Annotated in this window: 21 protein-coding genes and 1 pseudogene; 8 read left to right on the forward strand and 14 right to left on the reverse strand. The window is 65.6% G+C overall.

The window, feature by feature from the left end:
- The first annotated feature begins 210 nt into the window (after window positions 1-210).
- On the forward strand, window positions 211-639 hold the full coding sequence (locus JQ573_RS08910) for a hypothetical protein (protein WP_212309626.1): 429 nt from the start codon (window positions 211-213) through the stop codon (window positions 637-639).
- Window positions 640-707: 68 nt separating this feature from the next.
- Here the strand turns inward: JQ573_RS08910 and JQ573_RS08915 are convergent, their stop codons facing one another.
- Genes JQ573_RS08915 through JQ573_RS08925 form a run of 3 tightly spaced genes read right to left on the reverse strand, consistent with a single transcriptional unit; the run spans window position 708 to window position 2277 of the window.
- Window positions 708-1526: an oxaloacetate decarboxylase gene (locus tag JQ573_RS08915; RefSeq protein WP_212309627.1), complete on the reverse strand. Its 819-nt coding sequence runs from the start codon at window positions 1524-1526 to the stop codon at window positions 708-710.
- A gap of 56 nt (window positions 1527-1582) precedes the next feature.
- Window positions 1583-1936, reverse strand: a complete 354-nt coding sequence (locus JQ573_RS08920) for an antibiotic biosynthesis monooxygenase (protein ID WP_212309628.1) — start codon at window positions 1934-1936, stop codon at window positions 1583-1585.
- Between the two features lie 32 nt (window positions 1937-1968).
- Window positions 1969-2277: an NIPSNAP family protein gene (locus JQ573_RS08925; protein ID WP_212309629.1), complete on the reverse strand. Its 309-nt coding sequence runs from the start codon at window positions 2275-2277 to the stop codon at window positions 1969-1971.
- 91 nt (window positions 2278-2368) lie between these two features.
- On the opposite strand from JQ573_RS08925, the gene JQ573_RS08930 reads away from it, so the two are divergent.
- From JQ573_RS08930 to JQ573_RS40110, 3 genes are all read left to right on the forward strand, one after another.
- Window positions 2369-3064: a helix-turn-helix transcriptional regulator gene (locus tag JQ573_RS08930; protein WP_212309630.1), complete on the forward strand. Its 696-nt coding sequence runs from the start codon at window positions 2369-2371 to the stop codon at window positions 3062-3064.
- Window positions 3065-3376: 312 nt separating this feature from the next.
- A complete protein-coding gene (locus JQ573_RS08935) occupies window positions 3377-3643 on the forward strand; it encodes a GCG_CRPN prefix-to-repeats domain-containing protein (protein WP_212309631.1) in 267 nt (88 codons plus the stop codon).
- On the forward strand, window positions 3628-3897 hold the full coding sequence (locus JQ573_RS40110) for a hypothetical protein (protein WP_249131845.1): 270 nt from the start codon (window positions 3628-3630) through the stop codon (window positions 3895-3897). Before JQ573_RS08935 ends, JQ573_RS40110 begins: the two co-directional genes overlap by 16 nt.
- 79 nt (window positions 3898-3976) lie before the next feature.
- On the opposite strand, the pseudogene JQ573_RS40755 reads toward JQ573_RS40110, so the two are convergent.
- Window positions 3977-4129, reverse strand: a pseudogene (locus tag JQ573_RS40755) (twin-arginine translocation signal domain-containing protein); the annotation flags it as partial.
- 288 nt (window positions 4130-4417) lie between these two features.
- Between JQ573_RS40755 and JQ573_RS08945 the strand changes: the two are divergent.
- Entirely contained in the window at window positions 4418-4768 is a 351-nt protein-coding gene (locus tag JQ573_RS08945) for a cupin domain-containing protein (protein WP_212309632.1), read from the forward strand.
- A gap of 215 nt (window positions 4769-4983) precedes the next feature.
- Here the strand turns inward: JQ573_RS08945 and JQ573_RS08950 are convergent, their stop codons facing one another.
- The 3 genes from JQ573_RS08950 to JQ573_RS08960 all read right to left on the reverse strand — a co-directional run bounded on the left by JQ573_RS08950 (window position 4984) and on the right by JQ573_RS08960 (window position 7972).
- Window positions 4984-5547 carry a GNAT family N-acetyltransferase gene (locus JQ573_RS08950; RefSeq protein WP_212408702.1) on the reverse strand — a complete coding sequence of 188 codons (564 nt, stop codon included), beginning with the start codon at window positions 5545-5547 and terminating at the stop codon, window positions 4984-4986.
- Complete coding sequence (locus JQ573_RS08955; protein ID WP_212309634.1) at window positions 5547-5894, reverse strand: hypothetical protein; 348 nt, start codon at window positions 5892-5894, stop codon at window positions 5547-5549. Before JQ573_RS08955 ends, JQ573_RS08950 begins: the two co-directional genes overlap by 1 nt.
- A 545-nt stretch (window positions 5895-6439) precedes the next feature.
- On the reverse strand, window positions 6440-7972 hold the full coding sequence (locus tag JQ573_RS08960) for an acyl-CoA carboxylase subunit beta (protein WP_095735072.1): 1533 nt from the start codon (window positions 7970-7972) through the stop codon (window positions 6440-6442).
- A gap of 161 nt (window positions 7973-8133) precedes the next feature.
- Here JQ573_RS08960 and JQ573_RS08965 point away from each other — a divergent pair, with 161 nt between their 5' ends.
- Entirely contained in the window at window positions 8134-8535 is a 402-nt protein-coding gene (locus JQ573_RS08965) for a DUF4260 domain-containing protein (protein WP_212309635.1), read from the forward strand.
- Here the strand turns inward: JQ573_RS08965 and JQ573_RS08970 are convergent.
- Together JQ573_RS08970 and JQ573_RS08975 are read right to left on the reverse strand one after the other, a co-directional pair.
- The gene (locus JQ573_RS08970) at window positions 8528-9331 is read right to left on the reverse strand and encodes a PilZ domain-containing protein (RefSeq protein ID WP_212309636.1); all 804 of its coding nucleotides are present in this window, start codon (window positions 9329-9331) and stop codon (window positions 8528-8530) included. The genes JQ573_RS08965 and JQ573_RS08970 overlap by 8 nt on opposite strands.
- A 216-nt stretch (window positions 9332-9547) precedes the next feature.
- Window positions 9548-10474 carry a DMT family transporter gene (locus JQ573_RS08975; RefSeq protein WP_249131545.1) on the reverse strand — a complete coding sequence of 309 codons (927 nt, stop codon included), beginning with the start codon at window positions 10472-10474 and terminating at the stop codon, window positions 9548-9550.
- A gap of 187 nt (window positions 10475-10661) precedes the next feature.
- Here JQ573_RS08975 and JQ573_RS08980 point away from each other — a divergent pair, with 187 nt between their 5' ends.
- Window positions 10662-12017: a PLP-dependent aminotransferase family protein gene (locus JQ573_RS08980; protein WP_212310721.1), complete on the forward strand. Its 1356-nt coding sequence runs from the start codon at window positions 10662-10664 to the stop codon at window positions 12015-12017.
- Window positions 12018-12043: 26 nt separating this feature from the next.
- Here the strand turns inward: JQ573_RS08980 and JQ573_RS08985 are convergent, their stop codons facing one another.
- The 5 genes from JQ573_RS08985 to JQ573_RS09005 form a co-directional block, all read right to left on the reverse strand.
- Window positions 12044-12700, reverse strand: coding sequence for a carboxymuconolactone decarboxylase family protein (locus JQ573_RS08985; protein ID WP_212309637.1), 657 nt, complete (start codon window positions 12698-12700; stop codon window positions 12044-12046).
- 84 nt (window positions 12701-12784) lie between these two features.
- Window positions 12785-13597 (reverse strand): class D beta-lactamase, encoded by an 813-nt coding sequence (blaOXA, locus tag JQ573_RS08990; RefSeq protein WP_212309638.1) that lies wholly within the window; start codon window positions 13595-13597, stop codon window positions 12785-12787.
- A gap of 130 nt (window positions 13598-13727) precedes the next feature.
- A complete protein-coding gene (locus tag JQ573_RS08995) occupies window positions 13728-13991 on the reverse strand; it encodes an EscU/YscU/HrcU family type III secretion system export apparatus switch protein (protein WP_212309639.1) in 264 nt (87 codons plus the stop codon).
- Window positions 13988-15568, reverse strand: coding sequence for a flagellar hook-length control protein FliK (locus tag JQ573_RS09000; RefSeq protein WP_212309640.1), 1581 nt, complete (start codon window positions 15566-15568; stop codon window positions 13988-13990). The genes JQ573_RS08995 and JQ573_RS09000 overlap by 4 nt, the downstream gene beginning before the upstream one ends.
- A 64-nt stretch (window positions 15569-15632) precedes the next feature.
- Window positions 15633-16418, reverse strand: coding sequence for an ATP12 family chaperone protein (locus tag JQ573_RS09005; protein WP_212309641.1), 786 nt, complete (start codon window positions 16416-16418; stop codon window positions 15633-15635).
- A 70-nt stretch (window positions 16419-16488) separates the two neighbouring features.
- Here JQ573_RS09005 and JQ573_RS09010 point away from each other — a divergent pair, with 70 nt between their 5' ends.
- Window positions 16489-16944 (forward strand): hypothetical protein, encoded by a 456-nt coding sequence (locus JQ573_RS09010; protein WP_212309642.1) that lies wholly within the window; start codon window positions 16489-16491, stop codon window positions 16942-16944.
- Window positions 16945-17268: the final 324 nt, after the last annotated feature.

Below are 17268 nucleotides of genomic sequence, written 5' to 3' on the forward strand. Positions count from 1 at the left end.
GATTGAATCGGAACGGGGCTCTAGATTCTTGTTTTGACGCGTTTTCTTCACGCGAACCGGTATCCACTTCGCTCGAAAACGCTCTAGGGATCGGCGGTTCCAGCATGAACAGGTTGCAACATTGGCGCGGAACATCCTCACGCGCCAGCCATTGTCTCCTGCGTTTAGCCTACGCGCTTAGCCTTGGGGGGCTAACGGAGGAACTTTGAAATGGCTTACAACCCTGACGATCCGTATCGCGCCAACCTGACCGATGACGAAATCCGCCGTCAGGCGCGCTTCAACAGCCTGGACAACGAGCTGCAGCCGGATCCGGAACTCCAGGAGGGACCGACCAGCAGCACCAAGGTCGCGATGTTCGCAGTTGCGGTGGCCGTGGTGCTCGGCGCGCTGTTCTACGGCTTGAACAACACGTCGGTCCACGAGGCCGGCACGACGCCGCCGACGCAGACCGCGCAAACGCAGCCGATCAACCCGGCCGCGCCGCCCCCGGGCATGCGCGACGTGACGCCGAAGCCGAATAGCCAGCCCGGCGTGACCACGGGCGCGGCGCCAGCCAGCCCGGCGAACCCGCCGTCTGACATGAACAAGTCGGACATGGACAAGCCGGCCGCCCCGCCGGCCGAGAATGCCAAGTAACGCGTAACGACACTGACCAGGCGCGAGCGGCGGGCCCAAGCGGCCCGCCGCTCTTTTGCGCGCGAAGTCTACTTGAACATCTTGTTGAGCTCGCCGCCGGGATAGCCGTTGGCGAATTCGGTGAAGGTGCCCTTCTCCGCCATTTCCTTGGCGGCCTTCATGACGCCGGTCCAGGCCATCCGCGCCAGCGCCCCGCCGACGCTGATCCGGCGCACGCCGAGGTCGGCGACCGCTTGCAGTGTCAGGTCGGACGCGCCGCCGATCAAAAGATTGACCGGCTTCGGCGCCACCGCCTTCACGACCGCGGAGATTTCCTCTTTGGTCGAGATGCCCGGCGAATACAACACATCGGCCCCGGCTTCCGAATAGGCCTGCAGCCGCTCGATCACCAGATTGAGGTCCTTCTTGCCCCACAGGAACGCCTCGCAGCGGCCGGTGAGCAGCACGCCGCTGTGGTCGGCATCGATGGCCTTGCGTGCCGCCCTGATGCGCTCCACCGCGAGCTTGTGCTCGAACAGCGGATTGGCGGCATCACCGGTCGAGTCCTCGATCGAGAGCCCGGCGACGCCGGTCTTGACGCCGCGCGCGACATTGACCGCGACCTTGTCCGGCTCGACCGCGAAGCCGCCCTCGAAATCGGCGTTGACGGGAATATCGACCGCCGCGCAGATCGCAGTGAGGTGGTCGCAGACATCGTCGATCGTGACGCGGTTGTCGGCCTTGGCGATGGTCCAGGCAAAGCCCGCGCTGGTCGAGGCCAGCGCCTTGAAACCGAGATGTTGCAGGGCGCGGGCGCTACCGACGTCGAACGGGTTCGGAATGATGAAGCACCCGCTCTCATGCAGCTTCTTGAAGGCGGCTCGTTTGTCAGCAGTTGGCAGTGGCATTGGTCGCTCCCTAGAGTCGTTGGCCGCGCAGAGATAGGCACGCGCATCTGCGCGCGCTAGAGCTTCGGCTCGTGCACCGCGCGGCTGTCCTTCGGCGCCTGATCGCGTTCGTTCAGGCCGTAGTCACGCATCACGCTCGCGACCCGCAGCCGGTAATTCTCGAAGATCCGCGCGCGGCCCTTGGCCTGGGTGCGGCGGTGCTCGACCGTGTTGCGCCAGGCTTCCACCGCGGCCTCGTCGCGGAAGAATGACAGCGACACGAACTTGCCCTTCTCGGTGAGGCTCTCGTACCGCTCGACCGAGATGAAGCCGTCGATCTCCTGCAGGATCGGCTTCAGCTCGGCGGCAAGGTCGAAATAGAGCTCCCGGTGCTCAGCCTTCGGCCAGACTTCGAAGATCACGGCAATCATGGGCGCCTCCGCGCATTGTTGTTGTGGTGCGACTATAGCTCGACCTTGCGCAGGAATGTCCGTTCCTCGGCGAGGATGAAGCGGTTTTGTTCCGCGAAGTTGAAGTTCGCCACGCCCTCGCCGTCCTGACGCAGCCGCGCGCGATAGGCCTCGTAGGCGGCAAGGCTCTCGAACGAGATCAGCGCGAAAGCGATGTTGTTGGTGCCCTCATGCGGCATCCAGTAGCCGAGCAGATCGCCGCCGCAGCGCGGGATGATCGAGAGCCAGTTCCGCGAATACTCCTCGAACATCACGCGCTTGAACGGATCGAGCTGGTAGCGGATGAACACGGTGACGGTCATTCGGGTCTCCTGGTATTTCGTCATTGCGGGCGACGGGCACGATGGACACTACCTCCTTGCTCGACCTTGATGCTTCGGCTATCATCGAACTATGAAAGCAGGACCCGACATCTCCCGGATCGCCGCTCTGGTCGGCGATCCCGCACGCTGCAACATGCTGACCGCGCTGATGACCGGCCGCGCGCTGACCGCGAGCGAGCTGGCGCAGGAGGCCGGCATCACGCCGCAAACGGCGAGCTCGCATCTCGCCAAGCTCGAGGCCGGCGGCCTGATCGAGCCCGAGAAGCAGGGCCGCCATCGCTACTATCGGCTCTCCGACCCCGACGTCGCCGACGTGCTCGAAGCCCTGCAGGGCATCGCCGCCCGCGCCGGCCATATGCGCGTGCGCACCGGGCCGAAGGATCCGGCGCTGCGCCGTGCCCGCATCTGCTACGACCATCTCGCCGGCGATCTCGGCGTGCAGATGCTCGACAGCATGAAGCGGCAGAAGCTGGTGCGCCAGAGCAAGCAGGCGATCGAGCTCACCGGCGAAGGCAAACGCTTCATGGCCGAGGAGCTGCAGATCGACGCCGATGCGCTGACACATCCGCGCCGCCCGGTGTGCAAGGCCTGCCTCGACTGGAGCGAGCGGCGGCACCATCTCGCCGGCACGCTCGGCGCTGCCATGATGGACCGCTTCACCGAATTGAAATGGGCGGCGCGCGATGCTGCACCGGGCAGCCGCGTGGTCAATTTCTCGCGCAACGGCGAGAAGCGGTTCGCCGCGCTGTTCGGCGCGAGCGAATAACATCGCGCGTTCAGGTCAGCGCTGGCGCGTCATTCGGCTCCGGTCTCGCTTGTCTCGCTCTCCGATATATTTGGTGTCCTCGCCGCTGTGCGCTTCGTCCGATGCGCGCCTCGCGAAATATTTTGAAACGATGCTGAGCGTGATTGCGACGCACTGACGCAGGCGTGATGCGCAACATTCATGTCGCATTCAGTCCGCAACATTATGGTCGACGACATCGGGCACGGCTTCTGCAATGATCCGGCCGGGCGAATCGGTAATCTCAAGTTTGTTGCGGCGCCGCAGCGCGCGGCCCATTAAGAAGGAGAAGTCATGAAGTATCTTTTTGCAGCAGCAGTTTTGGTGACGACCGCTTTCGCCGGCATCAGCGCCGCTGACGCTGCCGGTGGCTGCGGCCCCGGCTGGCACCGCGGTCCGTATGGAGGCTGCGTCAGGAACCGCGGCCCCGTCGTCGTCGCTCCGGGCGCCGTTGTCGTTCGCCCGCCGGTCGTGGTCGAGCGCCCCGTCGTGGTGGCGCCGCGCGTCCGCACCTGCCCCTACGGATTCATGTGGCGCTACGGCCGTTGCCGCCCGATCTGACCGCGGCGCATTCCGAACAACAAAACCCCGCTTCGCGCGGGGTTTTTCTTTTTCGTCGTGACGTCGACATCACCAGCGGCGCCAGTGATGATGATGCCAATGATGATGGCGCCAGCCCCAATGCCTGTGGTGCCAATGCCGGTGGTGCCGACCCCAATGGCGGTGGTGCCAGTGCCGATGATGCCAGCCCCAGTGGCGGTGATGCCAGTGCACCTGTTCGGGCTTCAAGCGACCAACCTCGTCGCCCGTGGTGACAGCCGGTTGCGCATCGCGATCGACGGGCGAATGTGCCTCGCGACTGAGGGGAAGCGGTGCGAGCGGCGCTGCCTGCACGGTTGCTGCGAAGGCGGCCGCACAGGTAGCGACGGCAAAGGCCATCTTTAGAAGATTCCGGCGTTCCATGAGCGTTTCCCTTTGTTGCTGAGCGGGATCAACTGCGTCAGCCAGTCTTTTCGCCGCGACCTGAACGCTCGCTGAACCGCGCATTCACGTTTCATGGAGTTCAATGCCGCGCGGCCGCATTCGCGTTCGCGTGACGTCACACAACCATCACGACAATGCCTCCTCCTCCAACGTTCTGTAGGGCGGATTAGGCGAAGCCGTAACCCGCTGACCGTCGGCGCGGAACAAGGACGGCGGGTTACGCTGACGCTAACCCGCCCTACGCATCACGCCCGCTGCTGCGTCTTGCCCGTCATGCCCATTCCACCGGTTTCGTGAACCGTCGATCGGAACTAGCATCACGCATCACAAGAACATCTCCGGGAGGCCGCCATGAAGTCAGGACAACCGATCAAGGATGCCAGCCACCTCTACGAAGTCGAGCGCCGCGCCCAGCACGCCGCCCGCCCCGGCTTCCGCATCATGGAGTTGCAGCTCTCGCCGACCCAGAAAGTGCCGTGGCACACCCATAGCAACATCTCCGACACGTTCTACGTGCTGGAAGGCCGGATGCGGCTGTTCCTGCAGGAACCGAAGGAGGAAGTGCACCTCAAGCCAGGCGAGGTCTACTCCGTGAGGCCCACCCGCCCTCATCTCGTCACCAACGCCGGCACGACGTCGCTGACGTTCCTGATCCTGCAGGGCGTCGGCGAATATGATTATGTGCCGCTGGCGGCGAAGTAGGGGCACGCTCCTCCCGCTGTCGTCCCGGCGGAGGCCGGGACCCATACGCCGCAGCAGGAGTTGTGTGGGGACTCGTCGTTCCGGTGTCGCGCGATAAGCGGCATTTGTGGTTATGGGTCCCGGCCTTCGCCGGGACGACACTGAATATGTGGCGAGATCTGTAAGTCATAAATCCGCGTTCTCGCGGCATCGTCCGAGCTTTGTGACAAGGCAAATCAATCGCGCGGCCCCCCCGATGGCACGGTCCAGACCAGCCCGCGCCACGGCTCGCCGCGCGGCGTCAGCGTCGTGAAGTCACGCGCGGGAGCGCGCAGCAGTTTGAGCCGCGCCATCACCGCCTGCGAGCGCGCATTGTCCGGGCCGGTGAAGGACACGATCTCGCGCAGCCCGGCGTCATGAATTGCGTGCCGCAGCGCCGCGCTGGCGCTCTCGGTCGCGTAGCCATGCCCCCAGGCCCTGCGCGTGAAGCGCCAGCCGATTTCGAAATGCGCGCCGAGCGGATGATCTCCCGACAATCGCGGCATCACGCCCGCATAGCCCAGCAACGCGCCGTCGACGTCCTCGACGGCCCATCGGGATATGCCGTGGTCGCGCTGCGCGGCAACGTACCGCTCGAGCTTCCGGTCGCTGTCCGCCCGGCCGAGCGGTCCGCCGTAGTCCGCCATGACGTCAGCATCGGCATGCATCGCCGCGAATGCGTCGCGATGGCGATCGTCCCAATGGTAAAGTCGAAGGCGCGGCGTTTCGATCATGCGCGTACCCTCGCCCGCTTCTGCCATCACATCAGCTTCAGCGGCACGTCGTGAACCAGCCGAAGATCGATGTTGCCGATCAGTCGCGCACGGCGTGCCTCGGCGGTCGCGATCGCGGCCTCGGTCTGCCGCAACGTGCTGACATTCGATCCGAGCGACACGATGCCGCCGAGCACCAGCGCAATCGATCCGAGCGCCGCGGTCTCACCAGAACTGAACAGCCCAAGCAGCGCGGCGAACAACAACGCGAAGCCGCCGGCGATTGCCACCTTCGACCCGAGGATGATTCGCCGCGACCGCTCGGCGCTTTCGGCAAGCTGCTCGATCTGCGCTTCGATCTCGGAAATCTCGTCGGTCGGATCGTCTTCGGTCATCGGATTCGCACCTGTAGGGCGGGTCAGTGTGAGCATTCCCCGCCGCGGAGCACATCAACCGAGACATCGAAGCCAACTTCGTTCCCCGCGTACTCGCTACTATTATCGTAACCAGATGGGACGGCGCTCCTCGTCTCCGAAGAATCCCCAGTCAGTCAAGGCTTCCCTGAACACTTTCTCATCATAGCTCTCGTAGATCTTGGGGTTAATGAAGCTCTGGTACAGTCCGTGCGCGTCGGCGGCAGAACTCAGTCGCTCATCGACCCCATGACTAGGGCCATCGAGTAAGCCAAGGACCATGCCCTTCGGACCGCCGAAATGTGGCAAATAGGCCGCACACCAGACGTCTCGACTATCTGGGGATTTCAGGAGGTAAGGAGCCTCGATACTAAAAGAAAGAACGCCTGCCGCCAGGCGTCGCAGACCTTCTTTCGTTCCTCGTCAATCCCCATCGTTGCTCACTCGAGAACCACTCGTCATAAGCTACTGAAGCTGCCCAACGAAGGTGGTGGGTTACGCTTGCGCTAACCCACCCTACGCCGCCCTCATAGCGGAAGATTGTCGTGCTTCTTCGCCGGGATCTCGACCTTCTTATCCCTGAGCATCGCCAGCGCCCGGGCAATCCGCCGCCGCGTCGAATGCGGCATGATGACGTCGTCGATGTAGCCGCGCTCGGCGGCGATGAAGGGGGACAGGAAGCGGTCTTCGTATTCCTTGGTGCGGGCGGCGATCTTGTCGGGGTCGCCGATGTCAGAGCGGAAGATGATCTCGACCGCGCCCTTGGCGCCCATCACGGCGATCTGCGCGGTCGGCCAGGCGTAGTTCATGTCGGCGCCGATTTCCTTGGACGCCATCACGTCGAAGGCGCCGCCATAGGCCTTGCGGGTGATGATGGTGACGAGCGGTACCGTGCACTGCGAATAGGCGAACAGCAGCTTGGCGCCGTGCTTGATCAGGCCGCCATATTCCTGCGCGGTGCCCGGCAGGAAGCCCGGCACGTCGACGAAGGTGACGATCGGGATGTTGAAGGCATCGCAGAACCGCACGAAGCGCGCGGCCTTGCGCGAGGCATCGCTGTCGAGCACGCCCGCCAGCACCATCGGCTGGTTGGCGACGAAGCCGACCGTGCGGCCGGCGATGCGGCCGAAGCCGGTGACGATGTTCCTGGCGAAGGTCTCCGAGATCTCGAAGAAGTCGCCCTCGTCGACCACCTTCAGGATCAGCTCCTTCATGTCGTAGGGCTTGTTCGGATTGTCGGGGATCAGCGTGTCCAGGGACATGTCGACCCGGCCGATATCGTCGAAGCTCGGCCATTCCGGCACGCCGTCGGTGTTATTCGACGGCAGGAAGTCGATCAGGCGGCGCATCTGCAACAGCGCATCGACGTCGTTCTCGAAGGCGCCGTCGGCGATCGAGGAGCGCGTCGCGTGCACCGAGGCGCCGCCGAGTTCCTCTGCCGTCACCACCTCGTTGGTGACGGTCTTCACCACGTCGGGGCCGGTGACGAACATGTAGCTGGTGTTTTTCACCATGAAGATGAAATCGGTCATGGCGGGCGAATAGACGTCGCCGCCGGCGCAGGGGCCCATGATGACCGAGATCTGCGGGATCACACCCGAGGCCTGCACGTTGCGGCGGAACACGTAGGAATAACCCGCGAGCGCGGCGACGCCTTCCTGGATGCGCGCGCCGCCGGCGTCATAGAGGCCGATGATCGGCGCCCTCGCCTTCATCGCCATGTCTTGCAGCTTGGTGATCTTCAGCGCATGGGTTTCCGACAGCGAGCCGCCGAACACGGTGAAGTCCTTGGCGAACACGAAGGTCTTGCGGCCGTTGACCGTGCCCCAGCCGGTGACGACGCCGTCGCCGGGGATCTTGGTCTTCTCCATGCCGAACTCGATCGAGCGGTGCTCGACGAACATGTCGAATTCCTCGAACGAGCCCTTGTCCAGCAGCAGTTCGATCCGCTCGCGGGCGGTCAGCTTGCCGCGGGCGTGCTGCGCCTCGATGCGCTTTTCGCCGCCGCCCAGCTTGGCGCCGGCGCGCCGCTCTTCGAGGGTGTCGAGGATGTCTTTCATTTGTTTCCGCCCGTGTTAGCTACAGTCCGCGTCCCGGTGCGAACCGGTGTCCCGCTTGGTTCGGAATGGCTTTAGCACGGCCATTTCGGAACCGGAAAGGCGCTTGTGACCGGGTTCGGGCGCAAAAACGGTAGGATTTTCCGACATCTGGGGAGACAGCGATGACTGATACGACCACGGCCGAGACCGGCGCCGCCACGGGCGGGGTCCGCACCCTGCTCCGGCTGGAGGGGCTGGTGCTGTTCGTCGGGATGACCGTGCTCTACTACAAGTGGGAGGGTTCCTGGCTGGTCTACGTCCTGCTGTTCCTGGTGCCGGACATCAGCTTTGCCGCTTACCTGATCAGCCCGCGGGCCGGCGCCATCGCCTACAACGCCGCCCACACCTATCTGGCGCCGGTGGCGCTGATGACGCTGGGTTTTGCCGGCGAAGGACCGCTGGTGCTCTCGATCGCGATGATCTGGCTTGCACATATCGGGATCGACCGCGCGCTCGGCTACGGGCTGAAATACTCAAGAGGGTTTGGCTACACCCATCTCGGGCGGATCGGAAAGCTCAGCTGAACCGAACGCCGATCCGGCCTTTCCTGCGCCAGATCACGCGGCAATGCCGCTCCGTCGTCTCCATTTCCAGCACGAGGCGGAAGCTGTCGGGGATGACAGCGGGATTTGTCGCCTCGACCGCAGCGCCGGTCGCGGAGAGGTTGCGCACGATGCAGGTCATGCTGCGCCGGGCAAAGCTGATGCGCGCTGCCCGCGCAACGTTGCGCCTGAGAGCCCTGCGCTGGTCGCCGGCGGCCTCGCTGGTCGCGCCGGTCGAGAAGCCGGAGCGGATCTTGCCCTGCAACCGCACGTCCGCCTGCATGTCGAAATGCTTGAGGATGCGGGGTCTGCTTCCGACCACGGTCAATTGCAGGGATGCGAGCAGATGCTCGACCGTCTTGCCGTCGCTGCCGAACGGCAGCAGCAGCCGCTCGCAATCGACTTGCCGATCGTTGGCATCGATGGTCGAGAAGACCATGTACACCGCGCAGCCGCTCGTCGCGCATTGCTTCGCCGGCGTCAGCGTAATGCGCCGGAGCGACATCGAGACCACCTGCTCCATGGTCTTGCCTGCCCAGGCGGAATTGAACGCCTCGGCGACATGCTCGCCCTGATACATCGCGCGGAATTTGCGCAGACGTCCCTCGCCCTCGACCGCCCATGCGACGAGTTGCCGGGGATCGTGCATCGCGGGATCCGGTTTCAGTTCGGCGAAAGCGGGAAATGGCCGGCCGGCCGACAGCTGATCCCAATAGGTCAGCAGTGCGCGCTGGCTTTCCGACCTGACCGCGTCGGGCGCAATCAACCTGAATGGCATCGGCCCCCTCGTGTCGCGTCGACGCGCATGGTGAGCAGCTGAATTTAAGGATCGCTGAAACCTGATCCGTAACAGTGCGGGCCGGTGCGCCCGGCGGCATGAATTACCGCTTGGCATGGTTAGCGCGCGCTTTACAATTCGGCCAAGTCACAGGGAGAAATCAAACAAAGGGACAGAGCGGGATGATGATTCGACGAAAGTCATCCCGCTCTAGCCTCAAGCGTACCGGCGCGCGAACACGACGCAGGCGACGACGAGCATGGTCGCTGCGATCATCGACCAGGCGACCGGCTCATGCAGCAGCAGCCCGGCCAGCGCGAGGCCGAAGAACGGCTGCAACAGCTGCAACTGGCCGACGCTGGCGATGCCGCCGAGCGCAAGGCCGCGATACCAGAACACGAAGCCGACCAGCATACTGAAGATCGAGACGTAAGCGAGCCCGAGCCAGGCCGGCGCGCCGATGCCCTGCCAGCTCGGCGGCAGCGTCATGATGGTCATCACGAGCACCACCGGCACTGAGAGCACCAGCGCCCAGGAAATCACCTGCCAGCCACCGAGCCGGCGCGACAGCGCAGCACCCTCGGCATAGCCGAGGCCGCAGACGATGATGGCGGCGACCATCAACAAGTCGCCGGTCAGCGACGCCGATCCATCACCTGACAGAGCGAAGGCGCCGACCGTCGCGCTGCCGATGCAGGAGAACAGCCAGAACAGCGGCTTCGGCCGCTCGCCGCCGCGCAGCACGCCGAACACCGCGGTCGACAGCGGCAGCAGCCCGATGAACACGATCGAATGCGCCGAGGTGATGTGCTGGAGCGCCAGCGCGGTCAGCAGCGGAAAGCCGATCACGACGCCGAGGGCTACGATGGTCAGCGACACCAGGTCCTTGCGCTGCGGCCAGGGCTGCCGCAGCACCGCCAGCAGTGCCGCGCCGAGCAGCGCCGCGATCGCCGCGCGTGCCGAGGTCAGGAACAGCGGCGAGAACCCGGCAACCGCGACGCGGGTGGCCGGCAGCGAGCCGCTGAAGATGATCACGCCGAGCAAACCGCTGCCCCAGCCCTCCAGCGAAGCGCTGCTGCGCCCCTCGCCCGCCCAGGACTTCCCCGACAGAGACTTCCCCGACAATGTCTTCGAATCGCTCATCGCGCACCTCGTCTTTCGCAGGCGAGGATAGCGGCGGCGGGCTGGCCAAGGCAGTTACGGATCAGTACAATATCGCCAAACTGTATGGGTAAAGGTAGGCATACACTTTAAGGTAGGCAAACACTTGCGGCAGCCATCCAATCATCGCGCCGTTTTGGCGCCGAAGGCGACCCGGACCACCGACGTGATGAACGCGATCCGCGCCAGAATCGCGAGCCGCGCGCTCGCCGCCGACGACCGCCTGCCCTCGATCCGCAGCTTTGCCGCGACCATGGGCGTCGCGCCCTCGACCGTGGTCGAGGCCTATGACCGGCTCGCCGCCGAGGGCCTGATCCGGGCGCGGCCAGGCTCGGGCTTCTATGTCTCGTCCGCGGCGCTGCCGCCGCTGGCGCTCACAAGGGACCAGCCGCAGCACGATCGCGCCGTCGATCCGTTCTGGGTGTCGCGGCAATCGCTCGACGCCGCGAGCGGCGCGCTGAAACCGGGCTGCGGCTGGCTGCCCGCCGACTGGATGCCGACCGAGGCGCTGCGGCGCGCGTTCCGCGGCCTGGCGCGGGCCGACGACGCCGTGCTCGCCGATTACGGTGCGACGCGCGGCTCGCTGGCGCTGCGCCGCATGCTGATGGCGCGGTTCGCCGACGAAGGTCTCGAAGTGTCGCCCGAGCAGGTGCTGCTCACGATGTCCGGCACCCAGGCGATCGACCTGATCTGCCGCTTCCTGCTGCGGCCCGGCGACACGGTGCTGGTCGACGATCCCTGTTATTTCAATTTCCGGGCGTTGCTGCGCGCCCATCAGGTCAAGCTCATCAGCGTGCCCTACACGCCATCGGGGCCCGATATCACAAGCTTCGAGGCGGTGCTCGACGCCGAGCGGCCGCGGCTCTACATCACCGTGTCCGGTCTGCACAATCCAACGGGCGCGACGATGTCGCCGCAGACCGCGCACCGCGTGTTGAACGCGGCTGCAGCCTTCGACCTCACCATCGTCGAGGACGACATCTTTACCGATTTCGAGCCGGAGCCGTCGGCGCGGCTCGCGGCGCTCGACGGACTGAACCGCGTGATCCGGATCGGCAGCTTCTCCAAGACGCTGTCGGCATCGTTGCGCTGCGGCTTCATCGCGGCGCGCGCCGACTGGATCGAGCAGCTGGTCGATCTGCAGGTCGCGACCGGGTTCGGCGGCCCCTGCGCGGTCGCGACCGAAATCATCGCGAGCGTTTTGGCGACCGGCTTCTACCGCAAGCATGTCGAGGAGCTGCGCCGGCGGCTGGCGCGCGCCCGCCGCGACGTCGGCGAGAAGCTGCAGCGCATCGGCATCGAGCCGTGGCTGATGCCGCGCGGCGGCTTCCAGCTCTGGTGCCGCCTGCCCGACGGCTGCGACTCCGCCGACGTGGCGCGCGCAGCACTCGCCGACAACATCGTGCTGGCGCCGGGCAACGTGTTCAGCACCACACAATCGGCCACCGGCTTCATGCGCTTCAACGTCGCGCAATGCCGCGACCCGAAACTGATGCCGGCCTTACAGCGCGCGATCGGGCGCTAGCTTGCGCCTGATCGACGCGACGCTCGTTATTTCTCACCCACCTTGAACGGCTCTTCCTTGCCCGGCGGCACCGTCTCTTCCGCCATCGCCAGCAGCATTGCGACCATCACGTAATTGCCGGCGAGCGCGGTGAGATCGACGATCTGCTGGTCGTTGAAGATTGCCTTGGCCCGCGCATAGGTCTCGTCGGAGACCTTCTTGGTCGTGGTCAGCTCGGTGACGAAATCGTACACCACGGCCTCGTCGTCGGCCATCTTCGAGGGACGGTTGCCGGCCTTCAGCTCGGCGATGACATCGGCCGACAAGCCGGCCTTGGCCGCGAGCGGCGCATGCGCGAACCACTCGACCTGCGAGCGCCACTGCCGGCCGATGATCAGGATCGCGAACTCGTTCAGCTTGGTCGGCACCGAGGTCTGCCAGCGCAGGTAATAGAACAGATCGTAGAGCCGCTGGCCGAGCACCGGGCTCCTGATCATCGGATTGTAGGGACCGCCGATGCCGACGCTCGACACCTTCATGATCGCCTCGCCGAGCGGCCGCTGCTGGTCGTTGAGCTGATCCATCGTGAGCTGCGGGAAGCGCGGCTCCTTGCTGGTGGCCGGCGCCGAGAACATTGTGGCCGCGAGCCAGCCGCCGGCCGCGGCCAGCGTAAGTGACGACAGCCAGATCGAAGCCGATTGCATGATTTCCTCCGGTTTTGCTTTTATCGGAGGATGCTAATCGAGCGGCGGCGCGCCTACCAGTCGCAGCGTACGCAGGTCAGCCCGTCACAGCGCGACGATGTCGGTGAGGCATTGCTGCGTCACGCTCATCCGCGCATCGATCTGCGCCTGGGTCTTGCAGTCCATGTTCATCGCGAACACGGTGACCTCGCTGCCCTTCTCGGCCCAGCCGACCAGCCAGCCCAGCGCGCCGTGCTCCTTGTCGGTGAGGCCGGTCTTGGCCCGAATGACGGCGTCGCCGACTTTCGTCACCGGGAGAATGTCGCACACCAGCTCTTGGCTGCGCTTGCCGACCGGCAGCACGCCGCGGCGCAGCCGGTCGAGGAAATCGATCTGCTGCACCGGATCGATCCGAAGGTTTCCCGTCACCCAGAACTGGTCGATGCCGCCGCCAATGTCGCGGTTGCCGTAGTCGATGACGTCGAGATACTTCTGCATCCGCTCCTCGCCGATCCGGCGGGCGATTTCCTGGAACACCGGGAAGGCCGACACCGCGAGCGCCGAGCGCAGCGTGTGATCCTTGTTCCAGGCCTCGATGCTGCGCGTTGTGCCGTCCCACTTGAAGACGTCCTTGTCGGGATCCTGCACCACGCCGGTCTCGAGCGCGATCAGCGCGTTCGGGATCTTGAAGGTCGAAGCCGGCAGCCTGCCCTCGCCCGAGCGAACCTTGTCGCTCGCGATGATCAGATAGTCCTCGATCTTGTAGCCGACGAAGGTGCCCTCGGTGCCGAGATCGAAGAACCGCTTTTGCAGATCCTCGCGAAACTCGCTGCGCTGGTACGACACATTGGCGAAGCTGCGCGACGGCAGGATGGTGGCGGCAGCAAACAGACCGAGCGCATGGCGGCGATTGATCACGACGAGACCTGGTCAATTCGGGTTGACGACGATGCTGATGTCATCGTGGTGAAAGGATGGCAATGAGCCTCACTTGTTTGACGCGTTTTCTTCACGCGAACCGGTGCCCACTTCGCTTGAAGCGCTATCGCTACCGCGCCCTGCCCGACATCCGCAACACGAACACCAGCACCTCGGCGACGGCCTTGTAGAGCTCGGCCGGGATCTCGTCGCCGAGCTCGACATTGGAGAGCGCGCCGGCCAAAACCTCGTTCTCCTCGATCGGGATGTCGTTAGCCTTGGCGACCTCGATGATCTTGGCGCCGATCGCGCCCTTGCCTTTTGCCACCACGCGCGGCGCGCCGGCGTGGTCGTAATGCAATGCGACCGCGAGCTGGTTCGGCGTCTCGCTCATGATGCGCGATCCAGGAAATGGCCGGCGCGCGCCGGCGCAGGTTGCGGCGGGCTGCCGTCGCGGATTTCGATGTCGCCGGGCGTCAGCTCTGCCCTGGTCAGCGCCAGGCTCAGTTCGGAAGCGCCGGCGCGCAATTGCGCGGCGGTCGAAGGACGCTCGGCCCACATCCGCACCGAGGTGCGCTCGCCGTTCAGCGAGACCAGCGCGTGCACGGGCCCGGCCGGCTCGACGTCGAGCGTGAAGCGCGCCCGCCACACCCCCTTGGCGGCTTCGACCTCGTTGCCGCCGCCGTCGCGGGAAATCTCGAACTGCGCCATCGCCGTGCCCTGCTGGGTCAGGAACGGAATCTCGAAATTCCAGCGCGGCACCATGGCGTCGAGCTGCGGGCGCATGCCGTCGCCACGGTCCGGCAGCGAGGCGATCTGCAGCAGCGTCTGCCGCGCCAGCGCCGCGTCGGTGTTTTCCAGCAGGCGATGCGCAGCGGTCGCAAGCGGCGTGCCGGGTGCGATCGACGGCTCGGCAACGGCCTGGGCCGACGGCAGCGCGCCGGGAAACGGCGGTGGCGGCGTGCTGCCGCGTGCGGGCACGTCGCCGGGCAGCATCTCCCGCGGCGCGGCGCCCTGCCGTGCCGGGTTGCCGAGCTCATGCAACGCTTCCTGAATGAGATTGAGCGCGCCGCCGGATGACGGTCCGGCATCGAGCGCATCCGCGAGCGCGCCTGCGAGGCGGGTGGCGCCGCGGGTGAGATCCTCGGCAATCGGCACGCGCGCCTGCGGCAGCAGGATCTCCTGAACCTCGAGCTCGGGCATTGACGGCGGCACGATGCTCGGCGCCGTGCCGGCACTGGCGAGCGACGGCTGCTGCAGCGGCGTGGACGCGGGCCTTGTGGCATCGCCGGCGCCGAGCGAAGTCAGCGCCTGGCGCAGCACGATCAGCGCGGCCTTCAAGTCGGGCGCGCCGCCGCCCGCGGGTGCTACGGCCGCGGCGAGCGTCGCCTCCAGCAGCACGCCGGATTTCTGGAATCCCGCCTTGACGGCATCGCCGCTCAAATTCTCGTTGAGGCCGGTCTGCTGCGCCAGCACCTGCGCGATCGCAGCCTGCAGCTTCGGCGGCAGATTGGCCGCAGCGACCGCCGCAAGGTTGGCAAACAGCGGCGCCTGGCTGCCCTGGACGGCGGCCGCATGCTGCGCCGTCGCGGTGATGGTGATGCGCTCGAGCGGCGTCAACACGGCCTTCGGCGCCGTGGCGACGGGTTGCGGAGCAGCGGTGACGTTGGCCGCTGCCGGCGACAATTGCACGGCATCGCCCGTGTCAGCCCCCGGCCCGACCAGTTGCAGGCGGATGCCGTCGCTGGTCTGCGATACCGCAAGCTGCAGGTTCTGGCCCTGTTGCAGCGGCACCTCGGTCTGGACGTCGATCGACAGGCTCGCGATCGCGATCCGCACCAGGTCGGCGGACAACACCTTCAGCACCTGCGCATTGACGACGCTGCCGGCCTCCAGCGTGAGGTCGGGCGCAACGCTGTCCGCCTCTTTCGAAGCGAGCACCGGCAGCACGGGATTGACGGCGATAGCCATGTCGGAGGTCTCGGCCAGGCGGCAGGGTCAAACCGCAGGCTAGCCCGGCGCCGTAAACCCCTCGTTAACCGGCAGCCGACCTGAACTCCCTCAGGACGCCGGCGGCGGCCTTGAAATCGACCTGGCGGGCGGCGCGGCGCGCGGCGACCTCCTCGTCGACGCCCCATTTCTCGATGTTCCAGTCCTCGTCGACATGGGCGGCGGCCCAGACCTGGTCCTCGTCGCGGACGCCATGCGCCAACGCCAGCGCCAGCAGCGCCGAGCCGGTCAGCGTCGTCACCACATGGAGCGCCGCGACCGACCATGGATCGGTCGGGAACGCCGCACGCGCCGCCTTGATGGCGGGCTCGGGCTGGCCGACATGCATGACCCCCTCGGCCATCACGAAATGGGCGCCGAGCGCATCGGCGGCCCAGAACAGGATCGGGTCCCAATGCCGGGCCTCGCGCGCCACCAGCGTGTCGGGATAGCCAGCGCGATAGAACAGCAGGTCGCTGCCGAGGAATTTTGCCGCATCGTCGGCGACCTCGTCGACGCGATCGATCACCCCCTCGATGACGCTGTTGGCCAGGCGCGTCAGCGGCATGGTCATGGGATCGATGGTCTCGCCCTGCGCATTCCATTCGGCTGCGACCGCATCCCCAATGGCGCGGCTCGGCACCACGATCGGCTTGCCGGACGGCGAGCGGATCTGCTTGCCGTCGAGCGTGATCGCAAATCCGCCATCGGCCTCAGCCACGCCGACGCTGGTGTAGAACCGCTTGCGCTGGGGCCTGCGGATGTGGCGGCGCACCGCCTCCTGCGGGTCGAGCGGGGATTGGTCTGGGACGTCGTCGAAGAGTTCGCGCATTGCGCCGGCCGGCTTTCGCTTGGGAGGATTTCCCTGCAAGATATGCCAGCGGCAACGGCAAATAAAGCTGATGGGACGCGGCAAATTCCTCGCGGGTTTTTCGCTGGTGGCGACGGTTTTCGGAGCCGCCGCCACCGATGCCGGGTTCCGCACACCGGAATCGCTGATCCGCAACGTCTACGCCCATTATGGCAAAGGCAGCGCCGCGTTTTCGAATGGCCTGCCGCGCGACGACGAAACGGCCCGCCAATTCTTCGATTCCCCCCTGCGCGGCGCCTGGACCGCCTTGCACGACGCCCCCTACGATTTCCTGGTGCAGAGCCCGACCTGGCGGCTCGGCCCGATCTCGATCGCAATTCCGCGGCGGCAGTTCGACAGGACCGACGTGACGGTGACATTCGACAATGAGGGCCGCGCGGTCACGCTCAACTTCATCGTCGTCAACGGTCCCGACGGCTGGGTGATTGCGGACGTCGAGAGCCCGCACGATTCATTGCGGATGTTTCTGGCGCAGTTCAGGCGCTAATCCCGATCGTCAACACGACAGCGCGCGATGTGATCAGTGACGAAAAAAAATCTGTCGGCTACCTGCGCGTCCTGCTTTCTCCGCAATTCAGTCCGCGAATGGTGCATCCGATTGATCGCACAGCGGGTTTGAACGGCGCGCGCATTTCTGCGTCGAAGTGCCGCAAGATGCTGTCATCTGCGTGTTAAGAACTTGCCAGATTTCGGCAACAACGCGCGGCTAGCGTCGCGACACCAAACAGAAGCATTGGTCGACCATTGCGGTCGCAAGACGTGAACTGACGTCACGCGTGGCGTCCGTGCGCGCTTGCGCGCCAGTGGCGAC

The organism is Bradyrhizobium sp. AUGA SZCCT0105 (assembly GCF_018129565.1).
Taxonomy (GTDB): domain Bacteria; phylum Pseudomonadota; class Alphaproteobacteria; order Rhizobiales; family Xanthobacteraceae; genus Bradyrhizobium.